Source organism: Pseudomonas sputi, from assembly GCF_021603585.1.
Classification (GTDB): Bacteria; Pseudomonadota; Gammaproteobacteria; order Pseudomonadales; family Pseudomonadaceae; genus Aquipseudomonas; species Aquipseudomonas sputi.
Genome location: NZ_BQHI01000015.1, coordinates 15,273 through 40,054 on the forward strand (window position 1 = coordinate 15,273; position 24,782 = coordinate 40,054).

Annotated in this window: 34 protein-coding genes; 16 read left to right on the forward strand and 18 right to left on the reverse strand. The window is 58.6% G+C overall.

All coding sequences use genetic code 11. From position 1 onward, the window contains the following. Positions 1–3: 3 nt before the first annotated feature. The 14 genes from L6D81_RS19450 to L6D81_RS19515 all read right to left on the reverse strand — a co-directional run bounded on the left by L6D81_RS19450 (position 4) and on the right by L6D81_RS19515 (position 7,933). The gene (locus L6D81_RS19450; protein ID WP_039013052.1) at positions 4–144 is read right to left on the reverse strand and encodes a DUF6890 family protein; all 141 of its coding nucleotides are present in this window, start codon (positions 142–144) and stop codon (positions 4–6) included. Positions 145–167: 23 nt separating this feature from the next. Next, on the reverse strand, positions 168–458 hold the full coding sequence (locus L6D81_RS19455; RefSeq protein WP_236181522.1) for a putative phage tail assembly chaperone: 291 nt from the start codon (positions 456–458) through the stop codon (positions 168–170). Further along, positions 455–970: a lysis system i-spanin subunit Rz gene (locus L6D81_RS19460; RefSeq protein WP_236181523.1), complete on the reverse strand. Its 516-nt coding sequence runs from the start codon at positions 968–970 to the stop codon at positions 455–457. Before L6D81_RS19460 ends, L6D81_RS19455 begins: the two co-directional genes overlap by 4 nt. Then, a complete protein-coding gene (locus L6D81_RS19465; protein ID WP_236181524.1) occupies positions 970–1,503 on the reverse strand; it encodes a lysozyme in 534 nt (177 codons plus the stop codon). Before L6D81_RS19465 ends, L6D81_RS19460 begins: the two co-directional genes overlap by 1 nt. After that, entirely contained in the window at positions 1,500–1,796 is a 297-nt protein-coding gene (locus L6D81_RS19470) for a hypothetical protein (RefSeq protein WP_025111125.1), read from the reverse strand. Before L6D81_RS19470 ends, L6D81_RS19465 begins: the two co-directional genes overlap by 4 nt. Then, a complete protein-coding gene (locus tag L6D81_RS19475) occupies positions 1,793–2,005 on the reverse strand; it encodes a TraR/DksA C4-type zinc finger protein (RefSeq protein ID WP_236181525.1) in 213 nt (70 codons plus the stop codon). Before L6D81_RS19475 ends, L6D81_RS19470 begins: the two co-directional genes overlap by 4 nt. Beyond that, positions 2,005–2,457, reverse strand: coding sequence for a phage protein (locus tag L6D81_RS19480; protein WP_025111123.1), 453 nt, complete (start codon positions 2,455–2,457; stop codon positions 2,005–2,007). Before L6D81_RS19480 ends, L6D81_RS19475 begins: the two co-directional genes overlap by 1 nt. Positions 2,458–2,463: 6 nt before the next feature. Continuing rightward, complete coding sequence (locus L6D81_RS19485; protein WP_236181526.1) at positions 2,464–3,579, reverse strand: DUF2586 domain-containing protein; 1,116 nt, start codon at positions 3,577–3,579, stop codon at positions 2,464–2,466. An 11-nt stretch (positions 3,580–3,590) separates the two neighbouring features. Beyond that, positions 3,591–4,274: a phage virion morphogenesis protein gene (locus L6D81_RS19490; protein ID WP_236181527.1), complete on the reverse strand. Its 684-nt coding sequence runs from the start codon at positions 4,272–4,274 to the stop codon at positions 3,591–3,593. Continuing rightward, positions 4,261–4,713 (reverse strand): phage tail protein, encoded by a 453-nt coding sequence (locus tag L6D81_RS19495; RefSeq protein ID WP_236181528.1) that lies wholly within the window; start codon positions 4,711–4,713, stop codon positions 4,261–4,263. Before L6D81_RS19495 ends, L6D81_RS19490 begins: the two co-directional genes overlap by 14 nt. Further along, on the reverse strand, positions 4,710–5,171 hold the full coding sequence (locus L6D81_RS19500) for a head completion/stabilization protein (protein ID WP_236181529.1): 462 nt from the start codon (positions 5,169–5,171) through the stop codon (positions 4,710–4,712). The genes L6D81_RS19495 and L6D81_RS19500 overlap by 4 nt, the downstream gene beginning before the upstream one ends. A 98-nt stretch (positions 5,172–5,269) precedes the next feature. Beyond that, positions 5,270–5,992, reverse strand: coding sequence for a phage terminase small subunit (gpM, locus tag L6D81_RS19505; protein WP_236181530.1), 723 nt, complete (start codon positions 5,990–5,992; stop codon positions 5,270–5,272). After that, positions 5,989–7,008, reverse strand: coding sequence for a phage major capsid protein, P2 family (locus tag L6D81_RS19510; RefSeq protein WP_236181531.1), 1,020 nt, complete (start codon positions 7,006–7,008; stop codon positions 5,989–5,991). Before L6D81_RS19510 ends, gpM begins: the two co-directional genes overlap by 4 nt. Before the next feature lies 1 nt (position 7,009). After that, on the reverse strand, positions 7,010–7,933 hold the full coding sequence (locus L6D81_RS19515) for a GPO family capsid scaffolding protein (RefSeq protein WP_236181532.1): 924 nt from the start codon (positions 7,931–7,933) through the stop codon (positions 7,010–7,012). Between the two features lie 162 nt (positions 7,934–8,095). Here L6D81_RS19515 and L6D81_RS19520 point away from each other — a divergent pair, with 162 nt between their 5' ends. The 3 genes from L6D81_RS19520 (at position 8,096) to L6D81_RS19530 (ending at position 11,251) form a co-directional block, all read left to right on the forward strand. Beyond that, complete coding sequence (locus L6D81_RS19520) at positions 8,096–10,138, forward strand: terminase large subunit domain-containing protein (RefSeq protein WP_236181533.1); 2,043 nt, start codon at positions 8,096–8,098, stop codon at positions 10,136–10,138. After that, positions 10,050–10,919 (forward strand): phage portal protein, encoded by an 870-nt coding sequence (locus L6D81_RS19525; RefSeq protein ID WP_236181598.1) that lies wholly within the window; start codon positions 10,050–10,052, stop codon positions 10,917–10,919. The genes L6D81_RS19520 and L6D81_RS19525 overlap by 89 nt, the downstream gene beginning before the upstream one ends. Positions 10,920–10,993: 74 nt before the next feature. Next, positions 10,994–11,251, forward strand: coding sequence for an ogr/Delta-like zinc finger family protein (locus tag L6D81_RS19530; RefSeq protein WP_081794887.1), 258 nt, complete (start codon positions 10,994–10,996; stop codon positions 11,249–11,251). 40 nt (positions 11,252–11,291) lie between these two features. On the opposite strand, the gene L6D81_RS19535 is transcribed toward L6D81_RS19530, so the two are convergent. Both L6D81_RS19535 and L6D81_RS19540 read right to left on the reverse strand, forming a co-directional pair. Beyond that, positions 11,292–11,477, reverse strand: a complete 186-nt coding sequence (locus L6D81_RS19535; RefSeq protein ID WP_236181534.1) for a hypothetical protein — start codon at positions 11,475–11,477, stop codon at positions 11,292–11,294. Positions 11,478–11,578: 101 nt separating this feature from the next. Next, the gene (locus L6D81_RS19540; protein ID WP_236181535.1) at positions 11,579–11,929 is read right to left on the reverse strand and encodes a helix-turn-helix domain-containing protein; all 351 of its coding nucleotides are present in this window, start codon (positions 11,927–11,929) and stop codon (positions 11,579–11,581) included. Positions 11,930–12,013: 84 nt separating this feature from the next. On the opposite strand from L6D81_RS19540, the gene L6D81_RS19545 reads away from it, so the two are divergent. The 8 genes from L6D81_RS19545 (at position 12,014) to L6D81_RS19580 (ending at position 17,147) form a co-directional block, all read left to right on the forward strand. Further along, positions 12,014–12,226 carry a DNA-binding protein gene (locus tag L6D81_RS19545; protein ID WP_064381033.1) on the forward strand — a complete coding sequence of 71 codons (213 nt, stop codon included), beginning with the start codon at positions 12,014–12,016 and terminating at the stop codon, positions 12,224–12,226. Positions 12,227–12,255: 29 nt separating this feature from the next. After that, on the forward strand, positions 12,256–12,735 hold the full coding sequence (locus L6D81_RS19550) for a YmfL family putative regulatory protein (RefSeq protein ID WP_236181536.1): 480 nt from the start codon (positions 12,256–12,258) through the stop codon (positions 12,733–12,735). Then, complete coding sequence (locus L6D81_RS19555; RefSeq protein WP_085654362.1) at positions 12,732–13,097, forward strand: hypothetical protein; 366 nt, start codon at positions 12,732–12,734, stop codon at positions 13,095–13,097. Before L6D81_RS19550 ends, L6D81_RS19555 begins: the two co-directional genes overlap by 4 nt. A gap of 73 nt (positions 13,098–13,170) precedes the next feature. Beyond that, positions 13,171–13,404, forward strand: coding sequence for a hypothetical protein (locus L6D81_RS19560; RefSeq protein ID WP_236181537.1), 234 nt, complete (start codon positions 13,171–13,173; stop codon positions 13,402–13,404). Between the two features lie 4 nt (positions 13,405–13,408). Continuing rightward, a complete protein-coding gene (locus tag L6D81_RS19565; protein WP_236181538.1) occupies positions 13,409–16,204 on the forward strand; it encodes a toprim domain-containing protein in 2,796 nt (931 codons plus the stop codon). Positions 16,205–16,220: 16 nt separating this feature from the next. Beyond that, positions 16,221–16,514, forward strand: a complete 294-nt coding sequence (locus L6D81_RS19570) for a hypothetical protein (RefSeq protein ID WP_236181539.1) — start codon at positions 16,221–16,223, stop codon at positions 16,512–16,514. Positions 16,515–16,578: 64 nt separating this feature from the next. Continuing rightward, on the forward strand, positions 16,579–16,875 hold the full coding sequence (locus tag L6D81_RS19575; protein ID WP_236181540.1) for a hypothetical protein: 297 nt from the start codon (positions 16,579–16,581) through the stop codon (positions 16,873–16,875). Further along, positions 16,872–17,147 (forward strand): pyocin activator PrtN family protein, encoded by a 276-nt coding sequence (locus L6D81_RS19580; RefSeq protein WP_025111104.1) that lies wholly within the window; start codon positions 16,872–16,874, stop codon positions 17,145–17,147. The genes L6D81_RS19575 and L6D81_RS19580 overlap by 4 nt, the downstream gene beginning before the upstream one ends. A 1-nt stretch (position 17,148) precedes the next feature. Here L6D81_RS19580 and L6D81_RS19585 read toward each other — a convergent pair whose 3' ends face one another. Then, positions 17,149–18,273 (reverse strand): site-specific integrase, encoded by a 1,125-nt coding sequence (locus L6D81_RS19585; RefSeq protein ID WP_221399723.1) that lies wholly within the window; start codon positions 18,271–18,273, stop codon positions 17,149–17,151. 102 nt (positions 18,274–18,375) lie between these two features. Here L6D81_RS19585 and dusA point away from each other — a divergent pair, with 102 nt between their 5' ends. Beyond that, positions 18,376–19,386 (forward strand): tRNA dihydrouridine(20/20a) synthase DusA, encoded by a 1,011-nt coding sequence (dusA, locus tag L6D81_RS19590; protein WP_236181541.1) that lies wholly within the window; start codon positions 18,376–18,378, stop codon positions 19,384–19,386. Between the two features lie 75 nt (positions 19,387–19,461). Then, positions 19,462–19,842, forward strand: a complete 381-nt coding sequence (locus tag L6D81_RS19595; protein WP_236181542.1) for a DUF2388 domain-containing protein — start codon at positions 19,462–19,464, stop codon at positions 19,840–19,842. Here L6D81_RS19595 and L6D81_RS19600 read toward each other — a convergent pair whose 3' ends face one another. After that, positions 19,843–20,676 carry an undecaprenyl-diphosphate phosphatase gene (locus L6D81_RS19600; protein ID WP_236181543.1) on the reverse strand — a complete coding sequence of 278 codons (834 nt, stop codon included), beginning with the start codon at positions 20,674–20,676 and terminating at the stop codon, positions 19,843–19,845. 506 nt (positions 20,677–21,182) lie between these two features. Between L6D81_RS19600 and L6D81_RS19605 the strand changes: the two genes are divergently transcribed. The 3 genes from L6D81_RS19605 (at position 21,183) to L6D81_RS19615 (ending at position 24,651) form a co-directional block, all read left to right on the forward strand. Further along, positions 21,183–21,923: a winged helix-turn-helix domain-containing protein gene (locus tag L6D81_RS19605; protein ID WP_236181544.1), complete on the forward strand. Its 741-nt coding sequence runs from the start codon at positions 21,183–21,185 to the stop codon at positions 21,921–21,923. Between the two features lie 291 nt (positions 21,924–22,214). Further along, complete coding sequence (locus tag L6D81_RS19610) at positions 22,215–22,874, forward strand: winged helix-turn-helix domain-containing protein (RefSeq protein WP_236181545.1); 660 nt, start codon at positions 22,215–22,217, stop codon at positions 22,872–22,874. A gap of 382 nt (positions 22,875–23,256) precedes the next feature. Next, positions 23,257–24,651, forward strand: a complete 1,395-nt coding sequence (locus tag L6D81_RS19615) for an undecaprenyl-phosphate glucose phosphotransferase (protein WP_236181546.1) — start codon at positions 23,257–23,259, stop codon at positions 24,649–24,651. Positions 24,652–24,782: the final 131 nt, after the last annotated feature.

A 24,782-nucleotide genomic window follows, 5' to 3' on the forward strand; every position in this document is an offset into this window, starting at 1 on the left:
TCGTTACCCGTTCAGCGCAAGGGCGATGCCGTTAGCCACGGCAAATTCCATGCGTCTCCAGTGTTCGTCCTCCAGCCACTTGGCCGTCCCCATCGCCTCGGGCGTGGGTTCGGCACCAGGTAGCCAGCGGTTCGTCAGGGCCATCAGCTGGCCCAGGCCGTTTTCGCTCAAGCGCTCAGCGTGCTCGAGCGCTTTTTTACGATCACCTCAACGTTGGGTGCGTATTCCTCCAGCAGCGCGCCGGCGAGCTGCATCACCATCACCGGGTTGCCCAGCAGCGGTTTCAGCACGTTTTTTTGATCCTGCAGCACGGTGGTCATCAGCAGGTTGTTGCCCGGGGCGACCTTGTTGGTCTGGGTCAGGGCGTTGAAGTACTTGGTCACGTCCGCCGGTGTCAGGTTGAAGGTGAATTCGTTTTCGCCGACTTCCAGGGTGATTTCGGTGTTTTGCTGGCTCATGGGGTATCGCTCTTTCTGAGGTTGGGAAAAGTGGTGTTTTGGCGCGCCGGCGATCGCCGGCATACGCCCAGGGCGTATTGCTGCAGTCCGACGATCATTTGCCGGCTTTTAGCGAGTTGATCTCGGAGGGTGAAATAATCAGGTCGAGCGTCTGCAGCGAGTTCGGCGCGTCCTCCATCAGCCACGCGGGCGGTGCCGGCGGTGGCGGACACAGATCCGGAGGCGGGACAGGTGGCGCGGACGAGCAACCGGTCAGAGCCATCGTCAACAGCGCGACGCAGGTGTTCGTTTTCAGTGCGTGCATCGGTCAATTCCTTGGTGTTTCGTTGGTCGATCGCGTCCCGCTCGGCGAGCATTTCGCCGCTGATACGTGCCGCTTCGCGCAGGCCGCTGGCCTCCCACTTCGCGCTGTCGCGCTCGCGCCTGGCTTCGTCGCGTTGGCCTTCGAGTACGTCGAAGCCGATCCAGGCGACCAGGCACAGCACGACCAGGAACAAGGCTTCGCGGAGCATCACAAGCCCTCCGCACACAGCCGGGACTCGGCCAGCCGGCGGTTGTGCAGGCCCGGCACAAAGCGCTTCTGGCCCTTGGTGTCAGTCACAAAGGCCCATACCGGCGTCTTGCCGTCCGGTGCCCATGCCAGGGCTTTGCAGCCCTCAGCGATGCGGCCGGCGTTGATATGCGCGACCGCTCGACTGGCGCAGGTGCTGGTCACGCCGAAGTTGTGGCCGTGACTGGTCAGTGCGTCGAACGTGTTCTGGCTCACGTTCGGGTTGGTGATGCACTCGGCCAGCTGCAGCTGCGTTTTGCGGATCACCAGTTGCTCCACCTCGGCGCATTTGGCGGGCGACCAGTAGTCGCCGACCACGACCGGGTACGGGCTCGTAAACCGGGTGATGCCTTTGCAAACCGTGGGAAGTCCGCCAGCGAGCTTGTCCGCGTAAACGGTGTTCTGGCCGTTGCCTTCCCAGGTGCCCAGGAAGATCACCAGCGGCGTGCTGGCCAGCGCGATCAAACCGGCGGCTATCCGCCCGCGCAGGCTCATGGGAACCACACGCGCAGCAGTGCCGGCACGACCATCTGCAGCACGGCGCCAACCAGCGTCAGAATCGTGAGCAAGCGCCCGACCTTGGAGCCGATCACGTTGACCGCCAGGGTCAACGCCTGCTGTCCCTTGTTCAGTTCCTTGAGCTGGCCAGTCATGTTTTCGAATTGCTGCTCAAGCTTGGTCACGCGAGTCGGCACGGTGTCGTGACGACCTTCAAACTCGTTCATGCGGTGCTCGATCACGGCGAGTTGCCGCTCCAGCGTTCCCAGACGCGAAGTTTCAGTGGTCATCGGCGGTTACTCTTCTCGACGTCCGTCTGACACGGGACGCACCGTGTTATGCCACCGTGCGCCTGGCGCGCCGGCGGGATGGGTTTGTCGCAGTCCTGGCAATGGGTCAGGCTTGGCCCAACCGGCACAGGCTTGCTCAGCTGAGCCTTGATCGCCTGGTCACGTTGGCGTTGCTCCAGCTCCTGGGCGCGGTCGAACCAGTCCACCATCAGCGCAGCCCCTCGATCTCGGTCGCAGCCAGGTACGGCACGCCGTTGATGTGGATGAAATCCGGGCTGGTCACGTCGAAAGGAACCTTGTGTTTGCTCTTCTCGCCGCCCTTCGGATCGATCGCCAGCAGGCTGGAGAGCTTCACCTTGCAGCCGAAGGCTTCCACCCGCAGTTCCTCGTCTTCGCCGGCCTTGGCGAAGAACACAGCATCGAACGGTTTGAGGCCTCGGAAGCTGCCCGCCGAGCGCGCCGCGTCGATCAGCAGATTGAAGTTGGTGGTATCCAGCTCGAATTCACCGGCAGCGGCCACGTCACCGTCCACAGTGCCGTCTGGCACGCCCCGGGTTTGGGCCACTGCCGAGTTGTCGGTGATATCCAAAGTGCAGCTTTCGACGTGCAGCGCGATATCGCCCAGGCTCACGTCAAAGTTCTTGCCGCCAATCTTCGCCATGGGGCGTTACTCCGTTTGGTCAGTGGAAAGATCCAGGGCAATGTTCGCCGTGAGGTCTTTCGGGCAGTTGTGGGGTTTGAGCTTGATGTAGGCCGCGACCTTGGTTTTGGTCAGCCAGGTCAGCACCAGGTCGCCGTCCTTCGGCGGCTCGATGTCGCCGGGGAACACCTGGCCCGCGAACGTGGTGGACTTGGCCATGGCACGCAGCGGCGCCATCAACTGGTTGGTGTTGACGGCCATGCTGTTGGGGGTGTTGTTCAGTCGGCGATCGGCCACGCGGCGAATCAGCAGCGGGCGGATCTGCCGAGCGGCCTTGTCGGTGATGCGCAGGTATTCCACGACCTGAAAGTCACTGCCGGCGGTGTCCAGCATGTTGCCGTCACCCCAGTACACGCCCGGGTAGTCGGGATAGGTCTGCGAAACCGAGTAGCGCGCCCGATCCAGCTCGCTGCGCACTGCCGAGGTCAGCGGGACTTTTTCGCCATCGATCGGAACAGGGCCGAGGCCCAGCACGGCACCGGTGGCCACGCGCATCGGGCTGTCCGCGATGCTCACGGATGCGTTGGCCAGGCGACCGGCCAGCACGCCCAGGTCATTGCCGTGCAGTTGCGGTACGACCAGCACACGCGGCGCGGCGAGGTTTGCCAACAGCGCTTTGCGCTCACTGACGTACTGCGCCCAGGTCTGTTCGGCGGTGACGCCAGGCACGGACGCCATGACGAACACGCGGCGTCCGTAGGTGTTGTTCAGCGCGATCGCTGCGTCATGCATGGCGGAAAGTTCGGCAGCAGCGGTTACCGGTTTGGTAATCACCACGGCTTCCACGGAGTAACCCTGCTGCTGGGCTTTTTCCAACGCCTCGTCCCATTTGCCCTCGGCGCCGATCGGAGCCGCGACACATGCCCAGCGCTGGCCACCGTTGAGACGGGCGGCGGTGATTTGAGTTTTCAGGTCGCTGGCCGGAACGCCCAGTTCGGCGTCCAGATCGCTGTCCGTGTTCAGCGGCAGGATCTGGCCGACGTTTTTGCCGGCGGGGCCGATGAAAAGAAAGTAACGTTCAATCTCGCTCACAGGCCCCTGGCCCAGGTTGAGATTGTCGACGGTGACTTGACCGAGTGCCATGCAGTGCCTCGTTAGCGGGGTGAAGTTAGGATTTGTTGCAACACCTGGCTAATCAGCAGGTCGGTGTCGCGTTCGGATTCGGCGCCGATGAACTGGCGTTTCGGCAAAGTGATTTCCCAGCTCTGCGCGCCCGACGACTCGCTGCGCTGGTCGTCCAGGATGCGAATCAGCAGGCCGGCCTTGGCGTAGTTCACATGCTCTTGAATCCACGCCACCGACGGCCTGGTCAGGCTCTTTTTGCCGGCCTGACGCACGCGAAAACCCAACCGACGCAGACGTTTGGCCTGTTTCTCGGTGGCAGCCAAGCCAGGCGGGGTTTTGTTCCAGCGGCGCATCTGCGCGGCGGTGCGGCGCTCACTGACGCCGTAGTGCTGCTGGGCGGCGACCCATCGGGTCAGGGCGTTTTTCCAGCCCAGTTCTGCTTCGTCAGCGGTCACGCGGGTGACCACCATCAGCTTGGCCAGTCCGGCTTCCATCTTCTTTTTGCCCTTGCTCTCGCCCTGGCGCGGGGCGAACGCCGAACCGTCCACGTTCTGCTGGGCGCGCTGACGCTTGCGGCTCATCGTCCGCACACGCTTGGTCACCTGGTTCAGCAAACGCCGGCGCAACTGCGGCGGCAAAGCCAGCAAGGCCAGTTGCTCACGTACGCCCAGGCGTCCGCGCACATCGAGTTCGAACGTGCTACGCCCCGCCACTGGTGGCCACCTCGCCGCGCTCAGCGACCCACAGTTCAAACGGGACGAACGCCCAGGTTTTGCCAAAGGCCTGGATCTCGCCGTCCGGCTCTTCGGAGAGATACTGCGGCTCGACGAATTCCAGCGTGACTTCCACGTCGAACAGGTCGGTGTCGACCGGCTCCACGGCGAATTCCGGCGCCGGCAGTTCGTGGCGGTCGCGGTCGGCGTCGTGGGTCTCCAGCCAACTGCCCACCAAGGCCATCATGCGGGCGGGATGAGCCGCGAATCGCTCCAGGACGATCACGGCGCGATAGTGCATATCCGCAAAGTGCATGCCGTCGACGTCGGGTTTCCAGATCAGCGACAGCTTGACCTGCTCCGTCCAGCTGTCGAGCTGTTCAGGCTCGACCAGGCGGCGTTCCAACAGGTAGGCGGTCAAAGCCTGCAGCTTGGTCATAGCAGTGCCGCCGTAATGCGGCCACGGCCTTGCAGAGCGCGCACAGCCTGCTGACTGAATGCCAGAAACGTGTCTTCTCGCTCCGGCGCTTCCTTGCCGGTGTTCTCGGCGCTCTCGCGGCGGGTCACGGTGGCGAACTGCTGCAGGGCACTGGCCTTGGCGCGGCAATACACGGCGCGCTTGTACAGCTTGGCTTTGAATGCACGCTCAGGCAGCAGCATCGGATCGGCCGTTTCCACGGTTACGATGCCTGCTGCCAGCCAGCTGGTTTTGAGCTTAGCCAGGTCGGTATTGACCTCGGCCATCGCGATAAACAAAGCGTCGGTCAGCAGGTCGCCCAGGAACTCCGCCGGCAGGCGGTAGCCCTTCTGGAATTCGGCAACGGAGAGGTTCGGCCAAAAGCCGTCGTTCTCGATCGCCTGTTCCACGATGGTGGTGGGTTTCCCGGAAAAGCTCATTGCTGACCGCTCGAATTAGGGCGGGGAGACTGTTTTTCGTGGGGCTGTCCATAAATGGCAGACACACGTCCACAGTTCCCCGCTGGGGGGGTAGTCGGTTATTGGGCGCCGGTGACGGCAGGTGTTTGTTTGGCGATCGCCTTACGGCACTTCGCAATTCGCGTTTCGTTGCCGGCTTTGGCGTATAGCTCGGTGGAGCGTTCCAGGTGCTCGAGCGCGGTTTCCCACTGCTCAGCTTCCATGGCGCGCATGCCGATCAACTTGTGGTACTTGCTCGGGATTTGCTCGATCAGATCCCATTCACCGTCGACAAGCGGCAGCAGGTTCGACAGGTAAGGCTCCGGGCTGCGCTGGGCGTTGTATTCGCCGTAGGCCCAGTCGATCACCGCGTCTGCAACGAAGGTCTGCACGTCGCGCCGTTTGAAGCGCTCCGGCATCTGCTGGCCCTGCTCGATCGCAAAGCCCGCCAGCACCAGACCGTCTTCGAACTGCTCGGTATCGAACAGCCAGACCATCACCTGCACCAGGACGGGGTTCGGCATCACCAGGCCCGAGTCCATGTAGCGCTGAATGAAGTCCTGGTACTTGGGCAACAGTTCCTCACGCTTGAGCGCCTGGCGTCCGGCCAGCCCCTTGATCGCGCTCAGGCGCTCCAGGTCTTGAGCCATTGCCGCCTCCTGCAGCAGCAGATGCTTTTTCGCGTTGGCTGGGCTGCTCAGGGCTTCCGCCGGCGAATACGCCAGCGGTGCCGCTGCAGCAGCGATCACTGCAGCGGTTCCCTGAGCCAAAATGCGGCGCTTGTGGGCAAGGGCCAGGCTCACTTCACCAGCTCCACGTTCTCAGTCAGCGCGATTTTTTCCAGCTGCTCGATCACGTAGCCCTCGTTGCGGCTGTTGTAATCCTCGACGCGGGAGCGTTTCGGGTTGTCCACGGTTTGCTTGCGCCAGCTGGAGTCCTGGAAGTAAATCGACAGGTTGTCCCAGCTGGTGACCAGCACAGCGTTGACCGGGAAGAACGGCAAGCTGAAGCTCGGCAAACCGCCGTAGGTGGCGATCACCTGGGCATCTTCGATGCGCTCTTTCTCGGTCGGGGTGTCGCCCTGCTTGGCGTACAGCTTGGCTTTGTCAGCGGCCAACAGGTCGGAACCGATGATCGCCACCAGGTCGCCGGCATCGCGCAGACGCTCGTCCACCATTTGCTTGGTGTCATGCACCAGGGCGTCGAGGTTTTCGTAATCGCCCCCCGGCCCCAGGGTGACCTTGCCGGGTGTCTTGCCTTCCTTGAGTACCTGCTGCGGCGCCTGTTCGCGCAGCTGCTGCAGCCAGCCTTTGTTCACGTCCTGCAGCATTGGAAAGGCTTCGATGTCGGTCTGAGCAGCCGCTTTTTCACCATGGAAGCCGACCATGATGCGATCCAGAGCGATCTGTTTCTGCACGGCAGCCGAGTAGCGTTGATGGAAGTCCGGGAACTTGGCCCAGGCATCGATTTTCGCGTACGGCAGGCCCACGTCCGACTCGGTCGACGACAGCTCGTAGGTGCTGTTGTCCAGCGCCGAAGCATCTTTCGCCACGCGATCGGTGGTCTTGGTGTTGGTGCGGCCAGTTACCGGACCGGACACGCCAATAAACACCTTCTCGCCCTTGATCTCGGTCACTGGAATGACGTTGATGCGCTGCAAGAAGTCCGATTTGGCGGTGATGGCGTCGTTCAGCTCCTGGGCGATCGACGGTTCAACGGAGAACATCTTGCTGGCCAGCTCGACACCGTAGGTCTCGGCGATCGCAAGCTGCATTTCGGCGTACATCTTGGCGCCGTAGGCGCTCAGGGAACGGGCCATGTCAGAGCACCCGCACTTTGGATTTGTCGGTGGCGCCGGTGGTGCGCGGCAATTGGCGGCCGGCTGGGGTGTTCTTCAGCTCGGTGAATTGCTTCTGCAGGCTGGTCAGCGCGGCCAGCACAGCCTTGTTGCCGCCGCCATTGCGCTTGAATTCACGGTCCTCTTCGGCAGTGGTGACGATCTCGTCTACTGCAGCGCTGACGTCATCGATCGGGGCCTGATCGGGTTCCGGCGCATCTTCGGCTGCAGGCTCGATCACGGCCTGAATGCCGGCAGCGACGACCAGCAGCTGGGCCAGCAGGGCTTTCAAGGCCGTTGCGGTAGCTTCATCCATTGGGGGTTTGCTCTCGGTTGGGGTTTGCGGGTTTGTTTCGGTGGGCGTGTCTTCAATACCGAAACGCTTGAACAGACGGGTGAACATGGCGGCCAGGCGCCCGATCTCGCCCTGCGGCTCGGTTTCGCGCAGGGGACCGAGTTCTTGTGAGGCGGCGTAGTACGCGGCGCGACTGGTGCGATTGGAGAAATACAGCTCTTGCGTGCCGAGGCTCGCCGGCGAATCAGTCACCGCCAGGCCAGTCAGATAGGCCTTGCCGCTGCCGGCGAAATTCGGGGTGATTTCAATGCTGCTGAACAGCTTCTGGCCCTGGTCGTTGAGGTACAAAAGGCGATCGTTCGGTTTCAACTGCGCTTCCAGCGCGATCTGGCCAGGCTCAAGATCCTCGCCCTCTTCAACCAAACGCACGGCGAATACGGTGCCGTGCGAGCCTGGCCAGCGCTCGTGGTCGCACCAGATCACAGCGGTGTATTTCGCCGGTGTGTACGTCTCGGCGATGTCGCGCAGTTCCTGGGGCAGGATCTCGCGGCCATCGACGGTCGGGCCGCTGGTGGCAACACGTTTCCAGTAGGAGACAAGGGAACGGGGCATGGTCGGTGACTGCGCTCAATCGTTGAATGAGCCGCCACGATAGGGAGCCGAAATCCCCCAAACAAACGCTTTGCTTCGGCACGATTCGTAGAAGAAAACCCTACGAATAACGCCGCATCTCAGCCCGCGTTTCCGGCGTTTTCGCCGCATAGACTGCGGCCCATGAACTACCCGACCGAAGTCAAAGAAGCTGCAAAACGCCTCTACCTGCGCCGCTGTTCAGTGAAGGAAATCCAGGCGCATTTGAAGCTGCCTAACATCCGCATCGTCTACTACTGGATTCGCCAAGGCGGCTGGGACGAGATGCTGACGGACGAAGAACCGTTGAGCGCCGTCAACCGGCGAATCACCCTGATTCTGGAAAAGATCGACCCACTGACGAAAGCCGAACTGGACGAACTGGAGCGGCTGACAAGCCTGCTGGAGCGTCTGAAAAAGCTCGCGGCCAAACCTGCGCCGGCAGCGCCGTCAGATAATCCGGACGAGCCTCGCGAACGTCAGCCTGGTCAACGCCGTGAGCGTGGCGAAGGCGGCGGCAAGAAGCGCGAAAAGAAGGCCAAGAACGACATCAGCGGCCTTACCGAAGTGGACTTCCTAGATAAGTTCATCTCGAAAATGTACGGCTACCAGAAAGAGCTGTTCGAGGCGAAACAGAACCCACTGACCCGCCGTGTCCGGAACATCCTCAAGAGCCGTCAGGTCGGCCTGACCTACTACTTCGCCGGCGAAGCGTTCATGGACGCCGTGTTGAGCGGTGACAACCAGGTGTTTCTGTCGGCCAGCCGATCGCAGTCGGAAATTTTCCGCAGCTACATCATCCAGTTCGCCCAGCAGTGGTTCGGCATCGAGCTGACAGGTAACCCGATCACCCTGAGCAACGGCGCCGAGCTACGCTTTCTCAGCACCAACAGCAGCACCGCCCAGGGCTACCACGGCCACGTCTACGTCGACGAATACTTCTGGATTCGCGACTTCGAAAAACTCAGCACCGTCGCCAGCGCCATGGGCACCCACAAGAAATGGCGCAAAACCTATTTCTCGACGCCCAGCGCTGTCTCGCACCAGGCGTACCCGTTCTGGTCGGGTGAAGAGTTCCGCAACAGCAAGCGCGGCAAGAAGGCCGGCGGCGTGTGGCCGAGCGAAGCGGCTTACACGCAGGGCGCGCTGTGCCCGGACGGCCAGTGGCGCAAGACGATCACCCTGGACGATGCGATCGCCGGCGGCTGCGATCTGTTCGACCTCGAGCAGCTGCAGTTGGAGTACGACGAAGACAAATTCCAGCAGTTGTTCTACTGCAAGTTCATCGACAGCACGCAAAGCGCGTTCAGTCTCAAGGATCTGGAGCGCTGCTACTCGGATCTGTCGTTGTGGGAGGACTACAACCCGGATCTGGATCGCCCGTTCGGCAACAGCCCGGTCTGGCTGGGGTACGACCCGAGCCGCACACGCGACGACGCCACCTGCGTGGTCATTGCGCCGCCGCTCGAACCCGGGGCGAAGTTTCGGATTCTGGAAAAGCACAGCTGGCGGGGCCACTCGTTCACCTACCAAGCCGCGCAGGTCAAGAAGCTGACCGAGCGCTTCAACGTCCAGCACATCGGCATCGACGTCACCGGCGTGGGTTACGGCGTGTTCGACCTGGTGCGCGACTTCTACGCCAAGGCGACGCCGATTCACTACAGCCTTGAGGCGAAAAACGCGCTCGTCCTCAAGGCTCAGGACACGATCCAAGGTAGCCGCATCGAGTGGGACGCCGGCTGGACGGACATCGCCCAGGCGTTCCTGACCATCAAGCGCGGCGCCACCAACAGCGGCCAGATCACCTACAGCGCATCCCGTACCGAAGCCACCGGTCACGCCGACATTGCCTGGGCGGTGATGCACGCCCTGTCCAACGAACCTTTGAACACCAACAAGCGGCGCCGTAGCCGCTACGTCACGAGTAACCAGAGCAGCCATGGCCAACCGCAAACGCAGAAAGCACCACGTAGCCCAACCACAGCAACAGCCAATGCGCTCGTTTACGTTCGGGGAACCGGAGCAGGTGCTGTCCGGCAACATCGGCGAGTACGTGGGTGTGTTTCCCAGCGACGACGGCAAGATCTACAAGCCGCCGGTGTCACGGGCTGGGCTGGCCAAGCTGTTGCGCGCCAACGCGCACCACGGCGCCATTCCGAAGTTCAAGCGCAACCTGTTGCTGCGTGAGTTCATCGCCTCGGCCGGCTGCAGCACGGAGACGATGGGCCGTGCCGGCCTGGACTACATGGTGTTCGGCGAAGCGTACTTCTACAACGACACCAACGCGTTCGGCCAGGTGCTGGAGCTGCAGCACCTGCCGGCGATCAACATGCGCGTGAAGGTCGACGGAGGCTTCGTGATGCTGCTGCCCGACAACAAGGAAATGGAGTTCGAGGCGCACGAAATCTCCCACGTCTTGGACTACGACGTGGAACAGAACATTTACGGGATCCCGGACTACCTGGGCGGTCTGCAGGCGTTGCTGCTGAATGAGGCTGCGACCCTCTTCCGCCGGCGCTACTACAGCAACGGCGCGCACGCCGGCTACATCTTCTACACCAACGACCCGGATCTGACCGAAGAGGACGAAGACGAGCTGCGCGCCCAAATCAGCGCCAGCAAAGGTGTGGGCAACTTCCGCTCAATGTTCGTGAACATCCCCAACGGCAAAGAGAACGCGATTCAGATCATTCCCGTGGGTGACTTCCAGGCGAAAGACGAGCTGGAAAAGGTGAAGAACATCACCCGAAACGATGTCATCGCGGCTTGGCGGATGAACCCCGCACTGGCCGGCATCATCCCGGAAAACACCGGCGGATTTGGCGACATCGAGAAGATCGATCGCGTGTACACCAGCAACGAGATTCGACCGATCTGTCAGTTGTTCAATCAGCTGAACGACCGGCTACGCGAAGATAGGCGGTTTGGCTGGAAACCTGCACCTGACACAGTGGATGTCACTGCATGAAACAGTAAGCGCAGCGGATGCCACTACAAAATGTGGCAATATGGTAGCGTTCAGCTGCCCCTGGGGAGGGACATATGCGAGTGACATGTAAGTGTGGAAACAAGGGATTAATCCGCGATAGCAAGCCGCAATCGCCAGATTTCGTGACGCTTTATTGCCAGTGCCTGGACGTCCAGTGCGGGCATACATGGGTCGCCCATTTGACGTTTTCCCACACGCTGAGTCCATCAGCTCAGACCTTCGACCGATTGCTGTTCGATCGTCTCCGGGAAATGCCTAGGGCGAAACAGCGAGAGTTGTTCGAGCAGCTCGGGGCGCAGGCAGTTGCGTGACAGGTCAATCGCCGACACCGAAACGTCGGCGATCAAGACATCAGTTGTTGGCTGACTCTTCAGGATTGATGGCAAGAATTTCAGATAGCCGACGAAGCTGACCTTGCTCCTTTTCACTCAATGACCGGTAAAGGCCTATGAGGCGGCGTTCCGCTTTGCTCAGGGTATGCCATTCGAACTCGGCGAATCCCAAGCAAAGAGGTTCTTTTTTGATGCGATCCAACATGCTGACTACTCCATAAAGTGCATGGGTGAATCGGCATTGACGGGATGAGGACCGACTTTAGAACGTAGGGACGACCATTGTCGTACAAGCTATGTAACGGGTTAAGTCTTCTGACGGGCAGCGTCGTCAGCCATTGCTTTCAGAAACCGGCGGATTGCCTCTTGGTCACCGGGAGTAATGCTCCGGTATTGAGCAATCAAGCAGTCCTCTACTTCTGAAAGCGCTTCATTCGGGAGCGTGGTACGGATGCCATTGACGATGAATGCAACGTCAAAGCCCAGCTCGCTTGCTGCGAGGCTCAGGTAAGACGCGGGGGCATCACTCGCCCCAGATTCATAATTTCCTTGAGTTCGTTTTGAGACACCAAGTTTTTCAGCTAGCTGATCTTGCGTCAGCCCAGCCTGGGCACGCAATTGTCGCAAGCGGGCGCCAATCTCTTCGGACAGGGTCAATTTTTTTCCACTCAGATATTTACAATGGCAGTTTTTTGCCACATCCTGCGCTCGTCATCACACGAAAACGCAAGGAATTGCACTATGCCCAACACAACCATCACCGAGCAAGCCCGCATACAAGCGCGTGAAGCGCTGGAGAAGCGAGGCCAGACCGCGAAGAACTTTGCTGAATTGAACAACCTGAATCCCAGCACCGTATACGCGGTGCTGAGTGGTCAGAGCCATTGTCGCCGTGGGGAGGCACATCGCGCCGCCGTTCTACTGGGTATCAAAGACGGCGTAATAGAACAGTAACGATCTGTATTAACAGGGAACAGTAGAAGATGAAAAGCCCAGTTCTAAAGACGCGCAAGGAAGCAATGCGCGAGATCATTCGCAGTTTTCCCGAGGGACGCGAAGGCGCTGCCGATCACTTGGGAATGAAAGTCAAAAAGTTCGACAACCACGCCTACGAGAATGCCGGTTGCAGTCCACTGACGGATGTCCAGGTTTACATGCTGGAGCAAGCCAGCGGCACTAACCACTTTCCGAACTACGTGGCGCAAATGTATGGCGGTTTGTTTGTGGCCGTTGCCGACCCGGAGAAGCTGGACAACGTCGAACTGTATGCCCGGTCGGTGCAGGTATCGGCCAAGCGCGGTTGCGTTGACCAGGCGATTGCCCAGGCATTGGAAGACGGCTCTATCAGCATGGATGAAGCCGAACACATCCTTGCTGCTCACAACCTCCACATGGCCGCACGTCACGCTGAAGTGCTGGCCGCTATCGACCTGTACCGCGCCAAACCAGGGAAAAACCAATGAACAATCTGCTTGCCGTACAGGAGTATCAGGACATGCTCAAAACAGCGGCTTTTGCGTTTCTTGAACGTCATCAGTGCGAACACCTGGGCGACGATCAGCAACTGTTCAAACGGGCTGTTCAGCACCTTGTAACGGATTACAACGCCACGCCGCAGCACGCCGAACGCCTGGTGCATCTGGCCAACAGTGAAATGTCAGCGGTCAGCGATCGGCAGCGACTGGATGTCATCAACAGCACATCAACGCACACCGTGATTTTCGATACCGCCACCGGCAACGCCTGGGCAATCCCGGTCAGCCTGATCTACGAACGCATCCTCATTGCTCCCGATAACGGGCGCTTCCGCATCACCGCTTCCTAACACCTAACCAAAAAATCCCCGTTACCCATCGCCGTGGGTTTGGGTGAGCTGCGCCCGAAATTGAGGTTTGACGATGGAAAACGCCCTGCATATCAACGCAAAACTGACGCCTGTAGAGGCTCAAGCGCTCTTGGCCAACCTGCGCGAGCAGTACCGTCTCAGCTTCAACGAACTCTGGTACGCAGACCAGTTCCGCCTGATTCCCGATGGCCTGCGCCACGGCTCAATCCTCGCCCACTGCCCCGTGATGGCCGCTCAGAAACACCTGATTGGCGCCCTCTCCTACTGCCTCAAGAAAGCGAAGTAACCCCATGAAAGAGCAACTGCGCAGCGACGTGATCGAGCGCCTGAAAACCGATTACGGGCTCAAGCATCGGACGAGCACTGACTACATGCGCGGCGGCACCTGCCCGAAGTGCCGTCAGAAAACGCTGTACACCCGTTTTGATGCTCCGTGGTTGGTTATCTGCGGCAGACCTGAAAAATGCGCTCACACCCTACATGTGAAAGAGCTGTATGAAGACCTGTTCGAAGACTGGAGCAAGCGTGCGCCGGCCACTGACCAACACCCCAACGCGACAGCCCGTGCCTACCTGGAATTCGCCCGGGGTTTTCGCATTGAGCTGATCCAGGGTTGGTTCACCCAGGAAAGCTTTTACTCCCCCGACCACAACGCCGGCAGCGCAACCGTGCGCTTCGCATTGGACAAAGGCGGCTGGTGGGAACGCCTTATCGATCGGCCGCATCGCTTCGGCAAGATGAAAGCCCGGTTCAAATCTAAGGACAGCTATCGAGGCGTCTGGTGGTGCCCGCCCTGCGTGGACCTTCTGGAGGCGAAAGAAGTCTGGATTGTCGAGGGCATCTTTGACGCCATCGCCCTAGTGCACAACGACATCGTCGCGGTGTCGGCCATGTCCTCGAATGCATTCCCTGAAGAGTCGCTGCGAGCCCTCGCCCGTAACCGCGACGGCAAGCTGCCCAAGCTGGTCTGGGCACTCGACAACGAACCGGGCGCCCACGCCTACACCAAACGCTGGGCGAAGCAGGCCCGCGCGCTGGGGTTCGTCTGCGAGGCGGCACAGATCCCGCTGCGTGATGGCCGGAAGAACGACTGGAACGATCTGCATCAACGTTGGAGTTTCATCGAAGACGAGAGCCAACGCGCCGAACAGATCGCGGCTGATCTGAAACAGGTGCGTCACCTGGGTGCGCTACTGCTGGCCGAGAGCGCCGCCGAAAAAGCGCTGCTGATGTACGACTGGAACAAGCGCGGTGAATTCCACCTGGGCTTCGGCAGTCGCCTGTACTGGTTCAAGTTGGACATGGAGAAATTCAACCGGGCGATGCAGGACATCGAGGACAGCGAGAACCACGACGACCAACTGCTCAACCAAGCACAGCAGCGCGAAAAAGCCCTGCAGCAATCGGGCAGCGTGGTCGAGATTGCCAACTGCTACCCGCAAGCCCTGTATTTCCAGCGCAACGAAGTGACGGACGAGTCCTGGTATTACCTGCGCGTCGATTTCCCGCACGACTCCGAAAGCGTTAAGAACACCTTCACCAGCGGCCAGCTTTCAGCCGCCAGCGAATTCAAAAAACGCCTGCTTGGCATGGCCGCCGGCGCCATGTACACCGGCAGCGGTCAGCAACTGGACAAGCTGATGAAGGACCAACTGTTCGGCATCAAAACCGTGTCGACGATCGACTACGTGGGCTACAGCAAGGAATACGGCTGCTACGTCTACGGCGACCTGGCGATCAAGGACGGCACGACCTACAAGGTCAACAGCGAGGACTATTTCGAGTTCGGAAAACTGCGGCTGAAATCGCTGCAGAAAGGCGTCCCAATCAAACTGCAGCGAGATGGCAAGGACTTCAATGAAGCCTGGCTGCCGCTGCTGTGGACCTGCTTCGGCGCACAGGGCTTGGTCGCACTGGTGTTCTTCTTCGGTTCGCTGTTCTGCGAGCAGATCCGGGCGCGCTATCAGTCGTTCCCTTTTCTGGAAGCCACCGGCGAGGCCGGCGCCGGTAAAACCACCCTGCTCAACCTGCTGTGGAAACTGCTCGGCCGTGAAGGCTACGAAGGCTTCGACCCAATGAAGTCGACGAAAGCCGGTCGCTCGCGGTTGATGGGCCAGGTGTCGGGCATGCCGGTGGTATTTCTGGAAGCCGATCGCCACGGCGATGATCGATCGCACGCCAAGACCTTCGAATGGGACGAACTCAAAGACTTCTACGGCGGCGGCACGTTGGCCACCAAAGGCGTGAAGACCGCCGGCAACGAGACCTATGAACCGCCGTTTCGCGGCACGATCGCCATAAGCCAGAACGCGGCCGTGGTCGCCCATGAAGCAATCATGACCCGGATCGTCAAGCTGCACTTCATCCGGCCGACAGTGACGCCGCAAAGCCGCGCTGCAGCGGACAAGCTGAACGCCCTGGACGGCGGCACGCTCAGCCATTTTCTGATTCGGGCCGTCGGTAAAGAGTCGGCCGTCCTCGAGCTTTTCGCCCAGCGCATGCCCGAACACGAAGCCAGGCTACGCCGCCTGCACACCCACTGCTTTGCCTGCGGTACGGAATATCTCAACGAGCAAGGCAACTGCAGCAGCTGCGGGTATGACCTGCGCGGATACATCCGCGTCGAGCGGATCAGCAAAAACCACGCGCAGTTGCTTTCGCTGCTCGATGCCCTGCGTCTGGTTCTGAAACTGGACGAGCCTCAGGTAGCCGCGACCCAGCGCCAGATCGTACGCATGGCCATCGAGCGCCAGGCCTCGATCAGCTCCGACCATCCGGCGGTGGCCGAATTCTGGGAGGTCTACGACTACCTCGAATCGCTGAATGACGACCCCTTGGTTGATCACAGCAGCGACCCGAACGTGATCGCGATCAACCTCAACGAATTCAGCGAACGCGCCGCCGAACACAAACAGAAGCTGGCCGACGTGGCCACCCTGCGCGACCTGCTGAAAGAGTCACGCTCGCACAAGTTTCTGGAAGCAAATAAAGCGGTACACAGCGCAGTCCGCGCAGCGATGAACAGCAGAACCCCCTTGGCGCCGGGCCGTCCCACGACGGTCAAGTGCTGGATCTTCAAAGCGTGAAAAGGAGGCTACACCGATGCAAATCCAAGTCTTTATGGGTAATGCCGGCGACGGCAACACGAACAAGCTGCAGGAGATCATCGATCACCTGAATGCGTTGGGGAAAAGCCAGCCGGTGATTCAAGCCGGGGCTTATGGCGAGGACGGGCTGCTGCAGATTCTTGAAGTTCGTGCTGCAGGCGGCCAGCGCGAAATCCTGGTGGACTCATGCAGCCCACAGCAGATTTTGAGCGTACTGGAATGGCAATCCTGCACCGAGGAAGACCCGAATTACGCTGACCTGGTTATTCACCTGGCCCGTCGAGACTGACGGATGAGAAGCGATGTCGAGGAGTTGCAGCTCCCCGACATCAACCACCACTGGGAGCAACGCCATGAAAGCTAAGCACCAAAGCAGCAGTGATTCACAGGCTAACACACTCAAAAATAGTGACCCGCACGCTCGGCATCTGATGGCTATCAGAATCGTAGGTACAGCGCTGTTTGATTATCGAGTACGGAAAACTGAAGCAGCGCGGATCCGGCTTGAATGCCTTACCACTTTCGCCAAGGAGTTGGGCGACATCGATGCGGCAGAGTTCGCTGTTGTCGCTCAACTACTGGCAGGCAAATCAACAGCAGACCGCCCCCCAATTGATCGAACTTACTCACTCGAAGGTATCGCACTATGAAAACGCTGTTTGTACTGATGGCCCAATACAATGGCCAAGTGGTAATTCCCCTGGATCGAGTGTGCCAGGATTATTTCACGCACCTGACAACGGATATGTTTCAACGCAAAGTTGGTGCCGGGCAGATCAAGCTCCCGATTACTCGCATGGAGCCGAGCCAGAAAAGTGCCAAAGGTGTTCATATTGCAGACCTGTCGGCCTATCTGGATGAACAGCGCGCTGCAGCAGTCAAAGAAAGTAATCAATTGAATAGCGCGCCGCGCAGCAGCTAATTCACTTCAACGTTTTGGCGCCCAGCTTTACGGGCGCCTGCAGGATGCGCTCGAACCATTCCCAAGTTGCATAAACATCCCCTCGCCCACGCAAGTGGGTATAACGGCGCATTGAGTTCCAGTCTCGATGTCCAGACACGCTCGCTACTCGCGGAATATCCCAATCCATCTCGAAAAGCCGGCTTACGCCTTCGTGGCGCAGGTCGTGAAAATGCAGATCTTCAATGCCCAAAATTTTGCAGGCCCTTGTCCAGGATGTGGACACTGATTCAGCGCTGTAAGGAAAGATCTCAGGCAACACTTTAGGCATGGTCTGAAGGATCTCCCATGCTTCTGGCGGCAAATGACACCAGACGTCGTTACCGATTTTTTGCCCAGGGTTCTTCATGTCACGAACAAGAACCCGATGGCCTGCTTCATCCAAGTCATCCCACCGGATCCGGGTAATCTCTTCTTGCCTACGCGTGGAAAACAACGCGAATCCAGTCAGCTTTAGCATGTTGATAGAAGTCGGACGACGGCTTTGAATACTCCGAAAGTGCGTCAGCAGTTTGTCGAGTTCTTCCAAGGTGGGCCGGCGATCGCGCTCGCGACTTTTCATGTTGTAACCGAGCTTTTTCAACACTCGGCGGGCGTCCGCCATTGCGTGCGGATCCACCTCATACCCCCAAGCGGGCCGAGCAATCGAGAGAACCGCGCCCAGGTGTGCGAGATCGTTACCGGCGGTTTGAGGCTGAACGCCCCCGCCCTCCTTGCCCATGCGCCATAACGCGTATTCGACCAGGTGCTGGCTGCTTACATCTCTGTCGTTCAACTTCCCCAGGTAGCATTCGCTGATCGCCTTCAACGTGCCGAGCTTCGTCTTCCCGAGAGGGCGCGCCTTGGTCATCTCGGCCAAGTACCGATCGATCATTTCCTTAATCGTCGCACCCGGTCGGTTCGCCCGCTCGATCGCACCTGGTTCATCCAGTTCGGTTTCTCTTTTACGTACCCAAGCCTGTGCGGCCTGTTTTCGGGCGAAGGTCTGGCTCTCTTGGTAAACTTGCGCCCCATCGCGAAACAGGCGTATCTGTGCCGTGTAACTGGTGCTGCCGTCGGTGCGTTTCCGTGCTCTGATCGTGGCCATAGTCAACTGGTACAATTTGAAAGGTGATTGGTACATTGTACCAACCGACCTCAGAAAACGCCTATTTACCCCCTGAAACCGGCTTAGAACACGTAGAGCAAAATGGTACAGAATTCAGCTACATACCCAACAAACACCGGCTCTACGCTGTCTAGAAGGTTCTCCGTTGCGCCCATGATGGATTGGACTGACCGTCACTGCCGGTACTTCCTGCGCATCCTGTCGAAAAACGCTCTGCTCTACACCGAGATGGTCACCACCGGCGCTCTGCTCAACGGCGATCACGAGCGGTTCCTCCGTCACAACGAAGCCGAGCACCCGCTGGCGTTGCAGTTGGGCGGTAGTGTTCCGCTGGACCTGGCCGCTTGCGCGCGCATGGCGCAGGAGCACGGTTACGACGAGGTGAATCTGAACGTGGGCTGCCCGAGTGATCGGGTGCAGAACAATATGATCGGTGCGTGCCTGATGGGGCATCCGCAGTTGGTGGCGGATTGTGTGAAGGCGATGCGTGATGCGGTGTCGATTCCGGTGACGGTGAAGCATCGGATCGGGATCAATGGGCGGGACAGTTATGAGCAGCTGTGCGATTTCGTCGGCACGGTGCGGGAGGCCGGGTGCACCAGTTTTACGGTGCATGCGCGGATTGCGATTCTTGAGGGGTTGTCGCCGAAGGAGAACCGGGACATTCCGCCGTTGCGTTATGACGTGGCGGCGCGGTTGAAGGCGGATTTTCCGGAGTTGGAGTTCATTCTGAACGGCGGGATCAAGACGATGGAGGCCTGCCATGAGCATCTGCAGACCTTTGACGGGGTGATGCTGGGGCGCGAGGCGTATCACAATCCTTATCTGCTGGCCGAGGTGGATCAGCAGTTGTTCGGCAGCAGCGCGCCGGTGATCAGCCGGGCCGAGGCGCTGGCGCAGTTGCGGCCTTATATAGCCGAGCATTTGCTGGCCGGCGGTGCGATGCATCACATCACCCGGCATGTGCTGGGCCTGGGCACCGGTTTCCCGGGGGCGCGCAAGTTTCGTCAGTTGTTGTCGGTGGATATCCACAAGGCCAAGGATCCGCTGGCGTTGCTGGATCAGGCGGCGGAGTTGCTGGCCGGGCGTTGATCGACGCGTGGAGCGTGTGGGCAACGAATGAGCGTTGCCCGGAGTTTTGTTGTACTGACAGGATGTCTTTTGGTTATGCCCGCGTTCAGCTGTGTTTTATTCAAGCGTTTCACCCTCCTCGCTTTACTCTCGACTCTCTCTGCAAGCGCCTATGCATCCTGTGATTTTGCGAAGGGGTGCGGCAACGGGGAAAATGGCCCTTTTCAATCTACCCAGATGTCTGGTTTTCTGGTTTTCACGACGACGATGGTCACAGTCGACGGGATGTCGGACATTTCCGGACTGAAAAAACGTGTGTATTCGGTAGAGGAAATTGAAGCGGCACGTTATTTCCTCGCCAGTGACGGCATGCTGCAAGCCGCGTATTTCACTTCGGCGTTGCAGCGGTTTCGTCAGGATTCGCCCGACTCTGAATTGAATGACCTCGCCGTCGCTGCGCTGCTCAGCAGTCAGTAATCAGCTTGCCGTCGCAGCCGTCCAGTTGACCCAGCCAAATTGCCAGGTGGCAAGGATCAGCAAGCCGAAGGCGATGCGGTACCAGGCGAAGGTGGCGTAGCTGTGGTTCGCAATGAACTTCAGCAGGCCGCGCACGGCGATCATCGCGAAGATGAATGCGACGACGAAGCCCAGGGCGAAGACCGGCAGGTCGCTGCTCTGGAACAGTTCGCGGTACTTGTAGCCGGAATACACCGCAGCGCCGACCATGGTCGGCATCGCCAGGAAGAACGAGAACTCCGTGGCGGCCTTGCGTGACAGGCCGAACAGCAAACCGCCGATGATGGTGGAACCGGAGCGCGACGTGCCCGGAATCATCGCCAGGCACTGTACGCAACCGATCTTCAGCGCGTCGGCCCACTTCATGTCGTCCACATGGTCGACACTCACTGCATGATCCCGTTGCTCGGCCCACAACATCACGATGCCGCCCGCCACCAATGCAACGGCAACGGTGATCGGGTTGAACAGGTATTCATGAATCGTGTCGGCGAATAACACGCCGAGAATGACCGCCGGGAAAAAGGCGATCAGTAGATTGCGGGTAAAACGCTGGGCATTGCTTTGGGTCGGCAGGCCTTTGACGATCTCGAAGATCTTCGGGCGAAATTCCCAGACCACCGCCAGAATGGCGCCCAGTTGAATAATGATGTTGAACGCCATCGCGCGTTCGCCGCCGAACTCCAGCAAGTCGGCAACAATAATCTGGTGGCCCGTACTGGAAATGGGCAGGAACTCGGTCAGGCCTTCTACCGCCCCAAGAATCAGCACCTTGAACAAGGTCAGTAAATCCATTATTCCTCCGTCAGAGCGCTCTTTGCGGGCGCCCTGTTAAATGCATTCAGGCATTGAGTATCTGAAGTAAAACAATTGGCAGATGCGCACCCATTGCCCGACTCGAGGACGGAGAATATGTCTTATCAAAAGCCACACTCAAGGCATGTTAATAAACGTCCGCATGTGAACTTGTCGACGTTATAGCCAAAACACAGGCCTCCCCATAAAATGTGAACCACCTCACACTGCTCTGATACGTATGCAGTTGAGTGATGGCCAAGGGACATAAAAACAGGTCGCGATAATTACAAAATAGTGGCACCATTCCATATTGCCACCATCTAACGGCCTCAATTTCGTTAGTTCACAGCCCCGAAAAAATCAACTAAAAGCTTGAATCGCTTAATTATTGTTAGAAAACTCGGGAGCCACGTCTAAAATTCGTCCGAATGTTACCAATTGTCAGTCACAGATGAGAACCGGTGCTTTAACATCCCGATGTCAGCACCTTTTCGAGTCAATGCATGATGCTTACAGGTAACTTAGCGACTAGAAGCCCGCGCCGCACAACCGACGAACCAGGTGTTCTCACCCTGGGCCGTACCCGTGGCGTGGCTGAACACTTTAGCGCGCTAATCGCAAAGCATGTGCAGAGCGGTGTGGCTGTTGAAGCCGACGCCTACCTTAGTTCATATCAGCACAACGAATATCACGGCCTGTATCGGGCGATCTTCATTATCATCGACAGCCCTCAGGCACTCGAAGATAACCTTGCCCTGGTGGAAAACCTGCGTAACGACAACTTGAAGCCGATTATTTGTGCAGTGATCACGGGGCGCGGCGCCCACAACAAGATCAAGTATTTTCTGGCCGGTGCCGACTTCTGTATCAAACTCAATACCTTGTCCGATGAAAGCGCGGAACTGCTGGGTGAGTTCTTCGACAGCGAAGAATGGCAGCGGGATATCAGCCTGATGCTGGATCCCACCCGCATCTGCCTCTCGGACACCAGCAAGAAGCTGGATATCTCCTTTGCCGAAATGAAGATCCTGCAAGCCTTTGCGCAGACCGGCAATCACATTCTCAGCCACGATGAAATCGCCGGCATCATGGGGCTCAACACCCAATTCTACGACCCTCGGGCGCTGGAAAAATCCATCAGCCGCTTGCGTGGGAAAATCAAGGACGTGTACGGTACGAACGCCATACAGAGCATTCGCGGGTATGGCTATCGTCTGATGCGGGGGTTGATCTCGACCCCTTGATTCAGGGAAACACTCTTTTGCAGCATACGAGGGAACGTCTGATGCAACGCTTCAAACATCCACATTCTCATAGTTTTAACCGCGTCACATATCTAATAAAAAGCCGTCAATTGCATGAGCGCTGCAACACTTAAACATAACAATAAACCATTACTCTAACGCAGACCGAGTGGAACTTATCGAGGGCCATCTTTGGGCCCAGACCCTGCCTGATCGATTAATTCCGAGGAAAACATTGCTCGCCTGCCATTATTTTTTCGCCAAATTTGGTGTGTACTTTAGGAGAGAGACATGGAAACCAGCACGACCCTCCCAAGAAAATACTTTGTTGTCGTGACTAACAGCTCAGCGTCGCAACGCGAACTCGAGAGCATTCTCTCCAGTGAGCGTTTCAATTCGTTTGGCACGTCTCAGGCACAAATGTTTATTGAAGGTGTTGCTTCGCCCTCTTCCACTCCGATGCTGATGGAGTTCACTTACCCACGCGGCACAAGGAAGCATGTCGCACGCAGCATTGAACACGATACCCAGCGCCTATTGGCTACGCTTGAATCGCAATGGCTGGCAGCACAATCGGCGTACTCGTTCCACGGTTCCACGGCCGTATCCGAAGACACCACTGAAACTTCCCGGACGATCGAGTCCGACGCGCCCTGCACTGACGCCTGGCATCTGGACAATGATCAGGGCGCATTGACGAAAGAGGGTGTCGAAATCAGTCTCACCGGGCTCGAAACCGCACTGGTGCGCAAGATGCTGCACCACGAAGATCGCGTTGTCAGTCGCGACGATCTGATCCTCAGCATCGGCCGCGAGCCGGAGCAATACCGGGGACTGGAAATGTGCCTGAGCCGTCTTCAAGACAAATTCAAGAACGCCAGTAACGGTGAGCGATTGTTTCGTGCCGTGCGCAATCGCGGTTATTGCCTGATCCAGGAAGTTGTTGCCTGAACAACGTCCCCCACACCAAGACAAACAGATAAAAGTGCGATTACAAAAATAAAAAAGCACTCTGTCTGGTTTTACCCCTCCCTGGTTATACCCGCCTCCTGACCCCACCTACGATAGCAAACACAATATTGATTATTCACCCCCTGCCTTTCGACCTTTTCTAACGTTTGAATATTGGAAATTCAAATAAGTTGGCACTGTGCCATCTTGTTAGAACTCGTCAGACAGCATCCCCGGCAATAACTTAGTCTATTGACTGACGACAGTTCCGCATTCCGGCGTTGTTACCTCAGGACACTGGCTCAAACAACAATAACAAGTCTGCTTAACAACTCGGTTTTCTACTGTCGAAACCTGAATGGACGTCTTTTGGGGATATCGTATGGATCTTTCTCTTCGTATCAATCGAAACACCGGCCTCAAGGGACTGACCTTTTGGGGCCAATGGGCGCTGGCACAGAGTTTCGTTGTTTCCCTGTTGTTCATACTGGCCGAACAACACACAGGCACCGTCGAGTTCTACTATCGGATGTGCACGATCCTGGCGGTTCTGGCCTCGGTGCCGGCTTATACCTTCAGCGGCGCGTATCGAAAGCGAGACAATTACCTGACCGGGCTGGGCCGACTGTTCATGGGCTGGTTCATGACCATGGCCGGGCTGGCGTTTATCGCCTTCATCTGCAAGGCCGATGCGCTGTTCTCCCGCCAGGTCATCCTTGAATGGGCGGTATACGGTTTCCTGGGTCAGGCACTGCTGTACGCACCGCTGCATGCGTTTTCGAAGTTCTACCAGCGCTCGCGCAAAAGCGAGCACAAGACCCTGATCGTCGGCACCGGCGAATTGGCTTTGGGCCTGGCGAAGAAATTGAGCCAGCACGAAAACCTGCCGCTGGTCGGCCTGGTCAGCAACGGCGATACCCCGTCTCTGGAAGCGGACGCCCCGCGCGTTGTCGGCGCCCAGGACGAACTGCTCGAGCTGATCCAGACCCACGACATCCGCCGCCTGTACATCACGCTGCCGCTGTCGGAAGCCGCCAAGATCGAAGCGATGTATGTGGACTTGCTGGATGCCAACGTTGACGTGGTCTGGGTGCCGGACCTGAACAGCCTGACGCTGCTCAATCACTCGGTGAAAGTCGTGGATGGCCTGCCGGCGATCTACCTCAACGAAAGTCCGCTGACCAGCCGCCCGACTGCTGCCCTGAGCAAGAGCCTGGTGGAAAAAGCCGTCGCCCTGCTGGCGATCATTCTGTTGAGCCCGGTGCTGCTGGCCGTGGCGCTGGCGGTGAAGCTCAACTCGCCGGGCCCGGTGTTCTTCAAGCAGGATCGCCATGGCTGGAACGGCAAAGTGATCAAGGTCTGGAAATTCCGCTCGATGCGCGTTCACGATGACCGTGACGTCAAGCAGGCCAGCCGCAACGATTCGCGCATTACCGCGGTCGGTCGCTTCATCCGTCGCACTTCGCTGGATGAGCTGCCACAACTGTTCAACGTGCTGCAAGGGCACATGGCACTGGTCGGCCCACGTCCGCACGCCGTGGCGCACAACAACTACTATTCGGGCAAGATCCTCGCCTACATGGCCCGTCATCGAATCAAACCGGGCATCACTGGCCTGGCGCAAATCAGCGGTTGCCGGGGTGAGACAGACACCCTCGACAAGATGGAAAAGCGCGTCGAGATCGACCTGAAGTACATCAACAACTGGTCGCTGTGGCTGGATCTGAAAATTCTGGTGAAGACGCCGTTCACGCTGTTGTCGAAGGATATTTACTGAGACGCAGGGCTTCAGGAAGCACTACCGCAAGGGGACGAAAGTCCCCTTTTTTGTGGGCGGGATTTGGGGAGGTGGCAGGTAGCTTGCGACCACGGTGGGTCAGTTGATTTGATGTCGTTTGACCTGACGAT

Excerpts from the sequence above, each read along its gene's own strand:
- L6D81_RS19460 (WP_236181523.1), bottom strand. The coding sequence starts at position 970 with ATGCTCCGCGAAGCCTTGTTCCTGGTCGTGCTGTGCCTGGTCGCCTGG.
- L6D81_RS19555 (WP_085654362.1), top strand. The coding sequence starts at position 12,732 with ATGAACAATCTGCTTGCCGTACAGGAGTATCAGGACATGCTCAAAACA.
- L6D81_RS19465 (WP_236181524.1), bottom strand. The coding sequence starts at position 1,503 with ATGAGCCTGCGCGGGCGGATAGCCGCCGGTTTGATCGCGCTGGCCAGC.
- L6D81_RS19545 (WP_064381033.1), top strand. The coding sequence starts at position 12,014 with ATGCCCAACACAACCATCACCGAGCAAGCCCGCATACAAGCGCGTGAA.
- L6D81_RS19485 (WP_236181526.1), bottom strand. The coding sequence starts at position 3,579 with ATGGCACTCGGTCAAGTCACCGTCGACAATCTCAACCTGGGCCAGGGG.
- L6D81_RS19495 (WP_236181528.1), bottom strand. The coding sequence starts at position 4,713 with ATGACCAAGCTGCAGGCTTTGACCGCCTACCTGTTGGAACGCCGCCTG.
- L6D81_RS19470 (WP_025111125.1), bottom strand. The coding sequence starts at position 1,796 with ATGACCACTGAAACTTCGCGTCTGGGAACGCTGGAGCGGCAACTCGCC.
- L6D81_RS19595 (WP_236181542.1), top strand. The coding sequence starts at position 19,462 with ATGCCCGCGTTCAGCTGTGTTTTATTCAAGCGTTTCACCCTCCTCGCT.
- L6D81_RS19510 (WP_236181531.1), bottom strand. The coding sequence starts at position 7,008 with ATGGCCCGTTCCCTGAGCGCCTACGGCGCCAAGATGTACGCCGAAATG.
- L6D81_RS19535 (WP_236181534.1), bottom strand. The coding sequence starts at position 11,477 with ATGTTGGATCGCATCAAAAAAGAACCTCTTTGCTTGGGATTCGCCGAG.
- L6D81_RS19565 (WP_236181538.1), top strand. The coding sequence starts at position 13,409 with ATGAAAGAGCAACTGCGCAGCGACGTGATCGAGCGCCTGAAAACCGAT.
- L6D81_RS19575 (WP_236181540.1), top strand. The coding sequence starts at position 16,579 with ATGAAAGCTAAGCACCAAAGCAGCAGTGATTCACAGGCTAACACACTC.
- L6D81_RS19500 (WP_236181529.1), bottom strand. The coding sequence starts at position 5,171 with ATGAGCTTTTCCGGGAAACCCACCACCATCGTGGAACAGGCGATCGAG.
- L6D81_RS19515 (WP_236181532.1), bottom strand. The coding sequence starts at position 7,933 with ATGCCCCGTTCCCTTGTCTCCTACTGGAAACGTGTTGCCACCAGCGGC.
- L6D81_RS19520 (WP_236181533.1), top strand. The coding sequence starts at position 8,096 with ATGAACTACCCGACCGAAGTCAAAGAAGCTGCAAAACGCCTCTACCTG.
- L6D81_RS19585 (WP_221399723.1), bottom strand. The coding sequence starts at position 18,273 with ATGGCCACGATCAGAGCACGGAAACGCACCGACGGCAGCACCAGTTAC.
- L6D81_RS19455 (WP_236181522.1), bottom strand. The coding sequence starts at position 458 with ATGAGCCAGCAAAACACCGAAATCACCCTGGAAGTCGGCGAAAACGAA.
- L6D81_RS19600 (WP_236181543.1), bottom strand. The coding sequence starts at position 20,676 with ATGGATTTACTGACCTTGTTCAAGGTGCTGATTCTTGGGGCGGTAGAA.
- L6D81_RS19550 (WP_236181536.1), top strand. The coding sequence starts at position 12,256 with ATGAAAAGCCCAGTTCTAAAGACGCGCAAGGAAGCAATGCGCGAGATC.
- L6D81_RS19580 (WP_025111104.1), top strand. The coding sequence starts at position 16,872 with ATGAAAACGCTGTTTGTACTGATGGCCCAATACAATGGCCAAGTGGTA.
- L6D81_RS19475 (WP_236181525.1), bottom strand. The coding sequence starts at position 2,005 with ATGGTGGACTGGTTCGACCGCGCCCAGGAGCTGGAGCAACGCCAACGT.
- L6D81_RS19530 (WP_081794887.1), top strand. The coding sequence starts at position 10,994 with ATGCGAGTGACATGTAAGTGTGGAAACAAGGGATTAATCCGCGATAGC.
- L6D81_RS19610 (WP_236181545.1), top strand. The coding sequence starts at position 22,215 with ATGGAAACCAGCACGACCCTCCCAAGAAAATACTTTGTTGTCGTGACT.
- L6D81_RS19560 (WP_236181537.1), top strand. The coding sequence starts at position 13,171 with ATGGAAAACGCCCTGCATATCAACGCAAAACTGACGCCTGTAGAGGCT.
- dusA (WP_236181541.1), top strand. The coding sequence starts at position 18,376 with ATGGTACAGAATTCAGCTACATACCCAACAAACACCGGCTCTACGCTG.
- L6D81_RS19570 (WP_236181539.1), top strand. The coding sequence starts at position 16,221 with ATGCAAATCCAAGTCTTTATGGGTAATGCCGGCGACGGCAACACGAAC.
- L6D81_RS19480 (WP_025111123.1), bottom strand. The coding sequence starts at position 2,457 with ATGGCGAAGATTGGCGGCAAGAACTTTGACGTGAGCCTGGGCGATATC.
- L6D81_RS19450 (WP_039013052.1), bottom strand. The coding sequence starts at position 144 with ATGGCCCTGACGAACCGCTGGCTACCTGGTGCCGAACCCACGCCCGAG.
- L6D81_RS19615 (WP_236181546.1), top strand. The coding sequence starts at position 23,257 with ATGGATCTTTCTCTTCGTATCAATCGAAACACCGGCCTCAAGGGACTG.
- L6D81_RS19605 (WP_236181544.1), top strand. The coding sequence starts at position 21,183 with ATGATGCTTACAGGTAACTTAGCGACTAGAAGCCCGCGCCGCACAACC.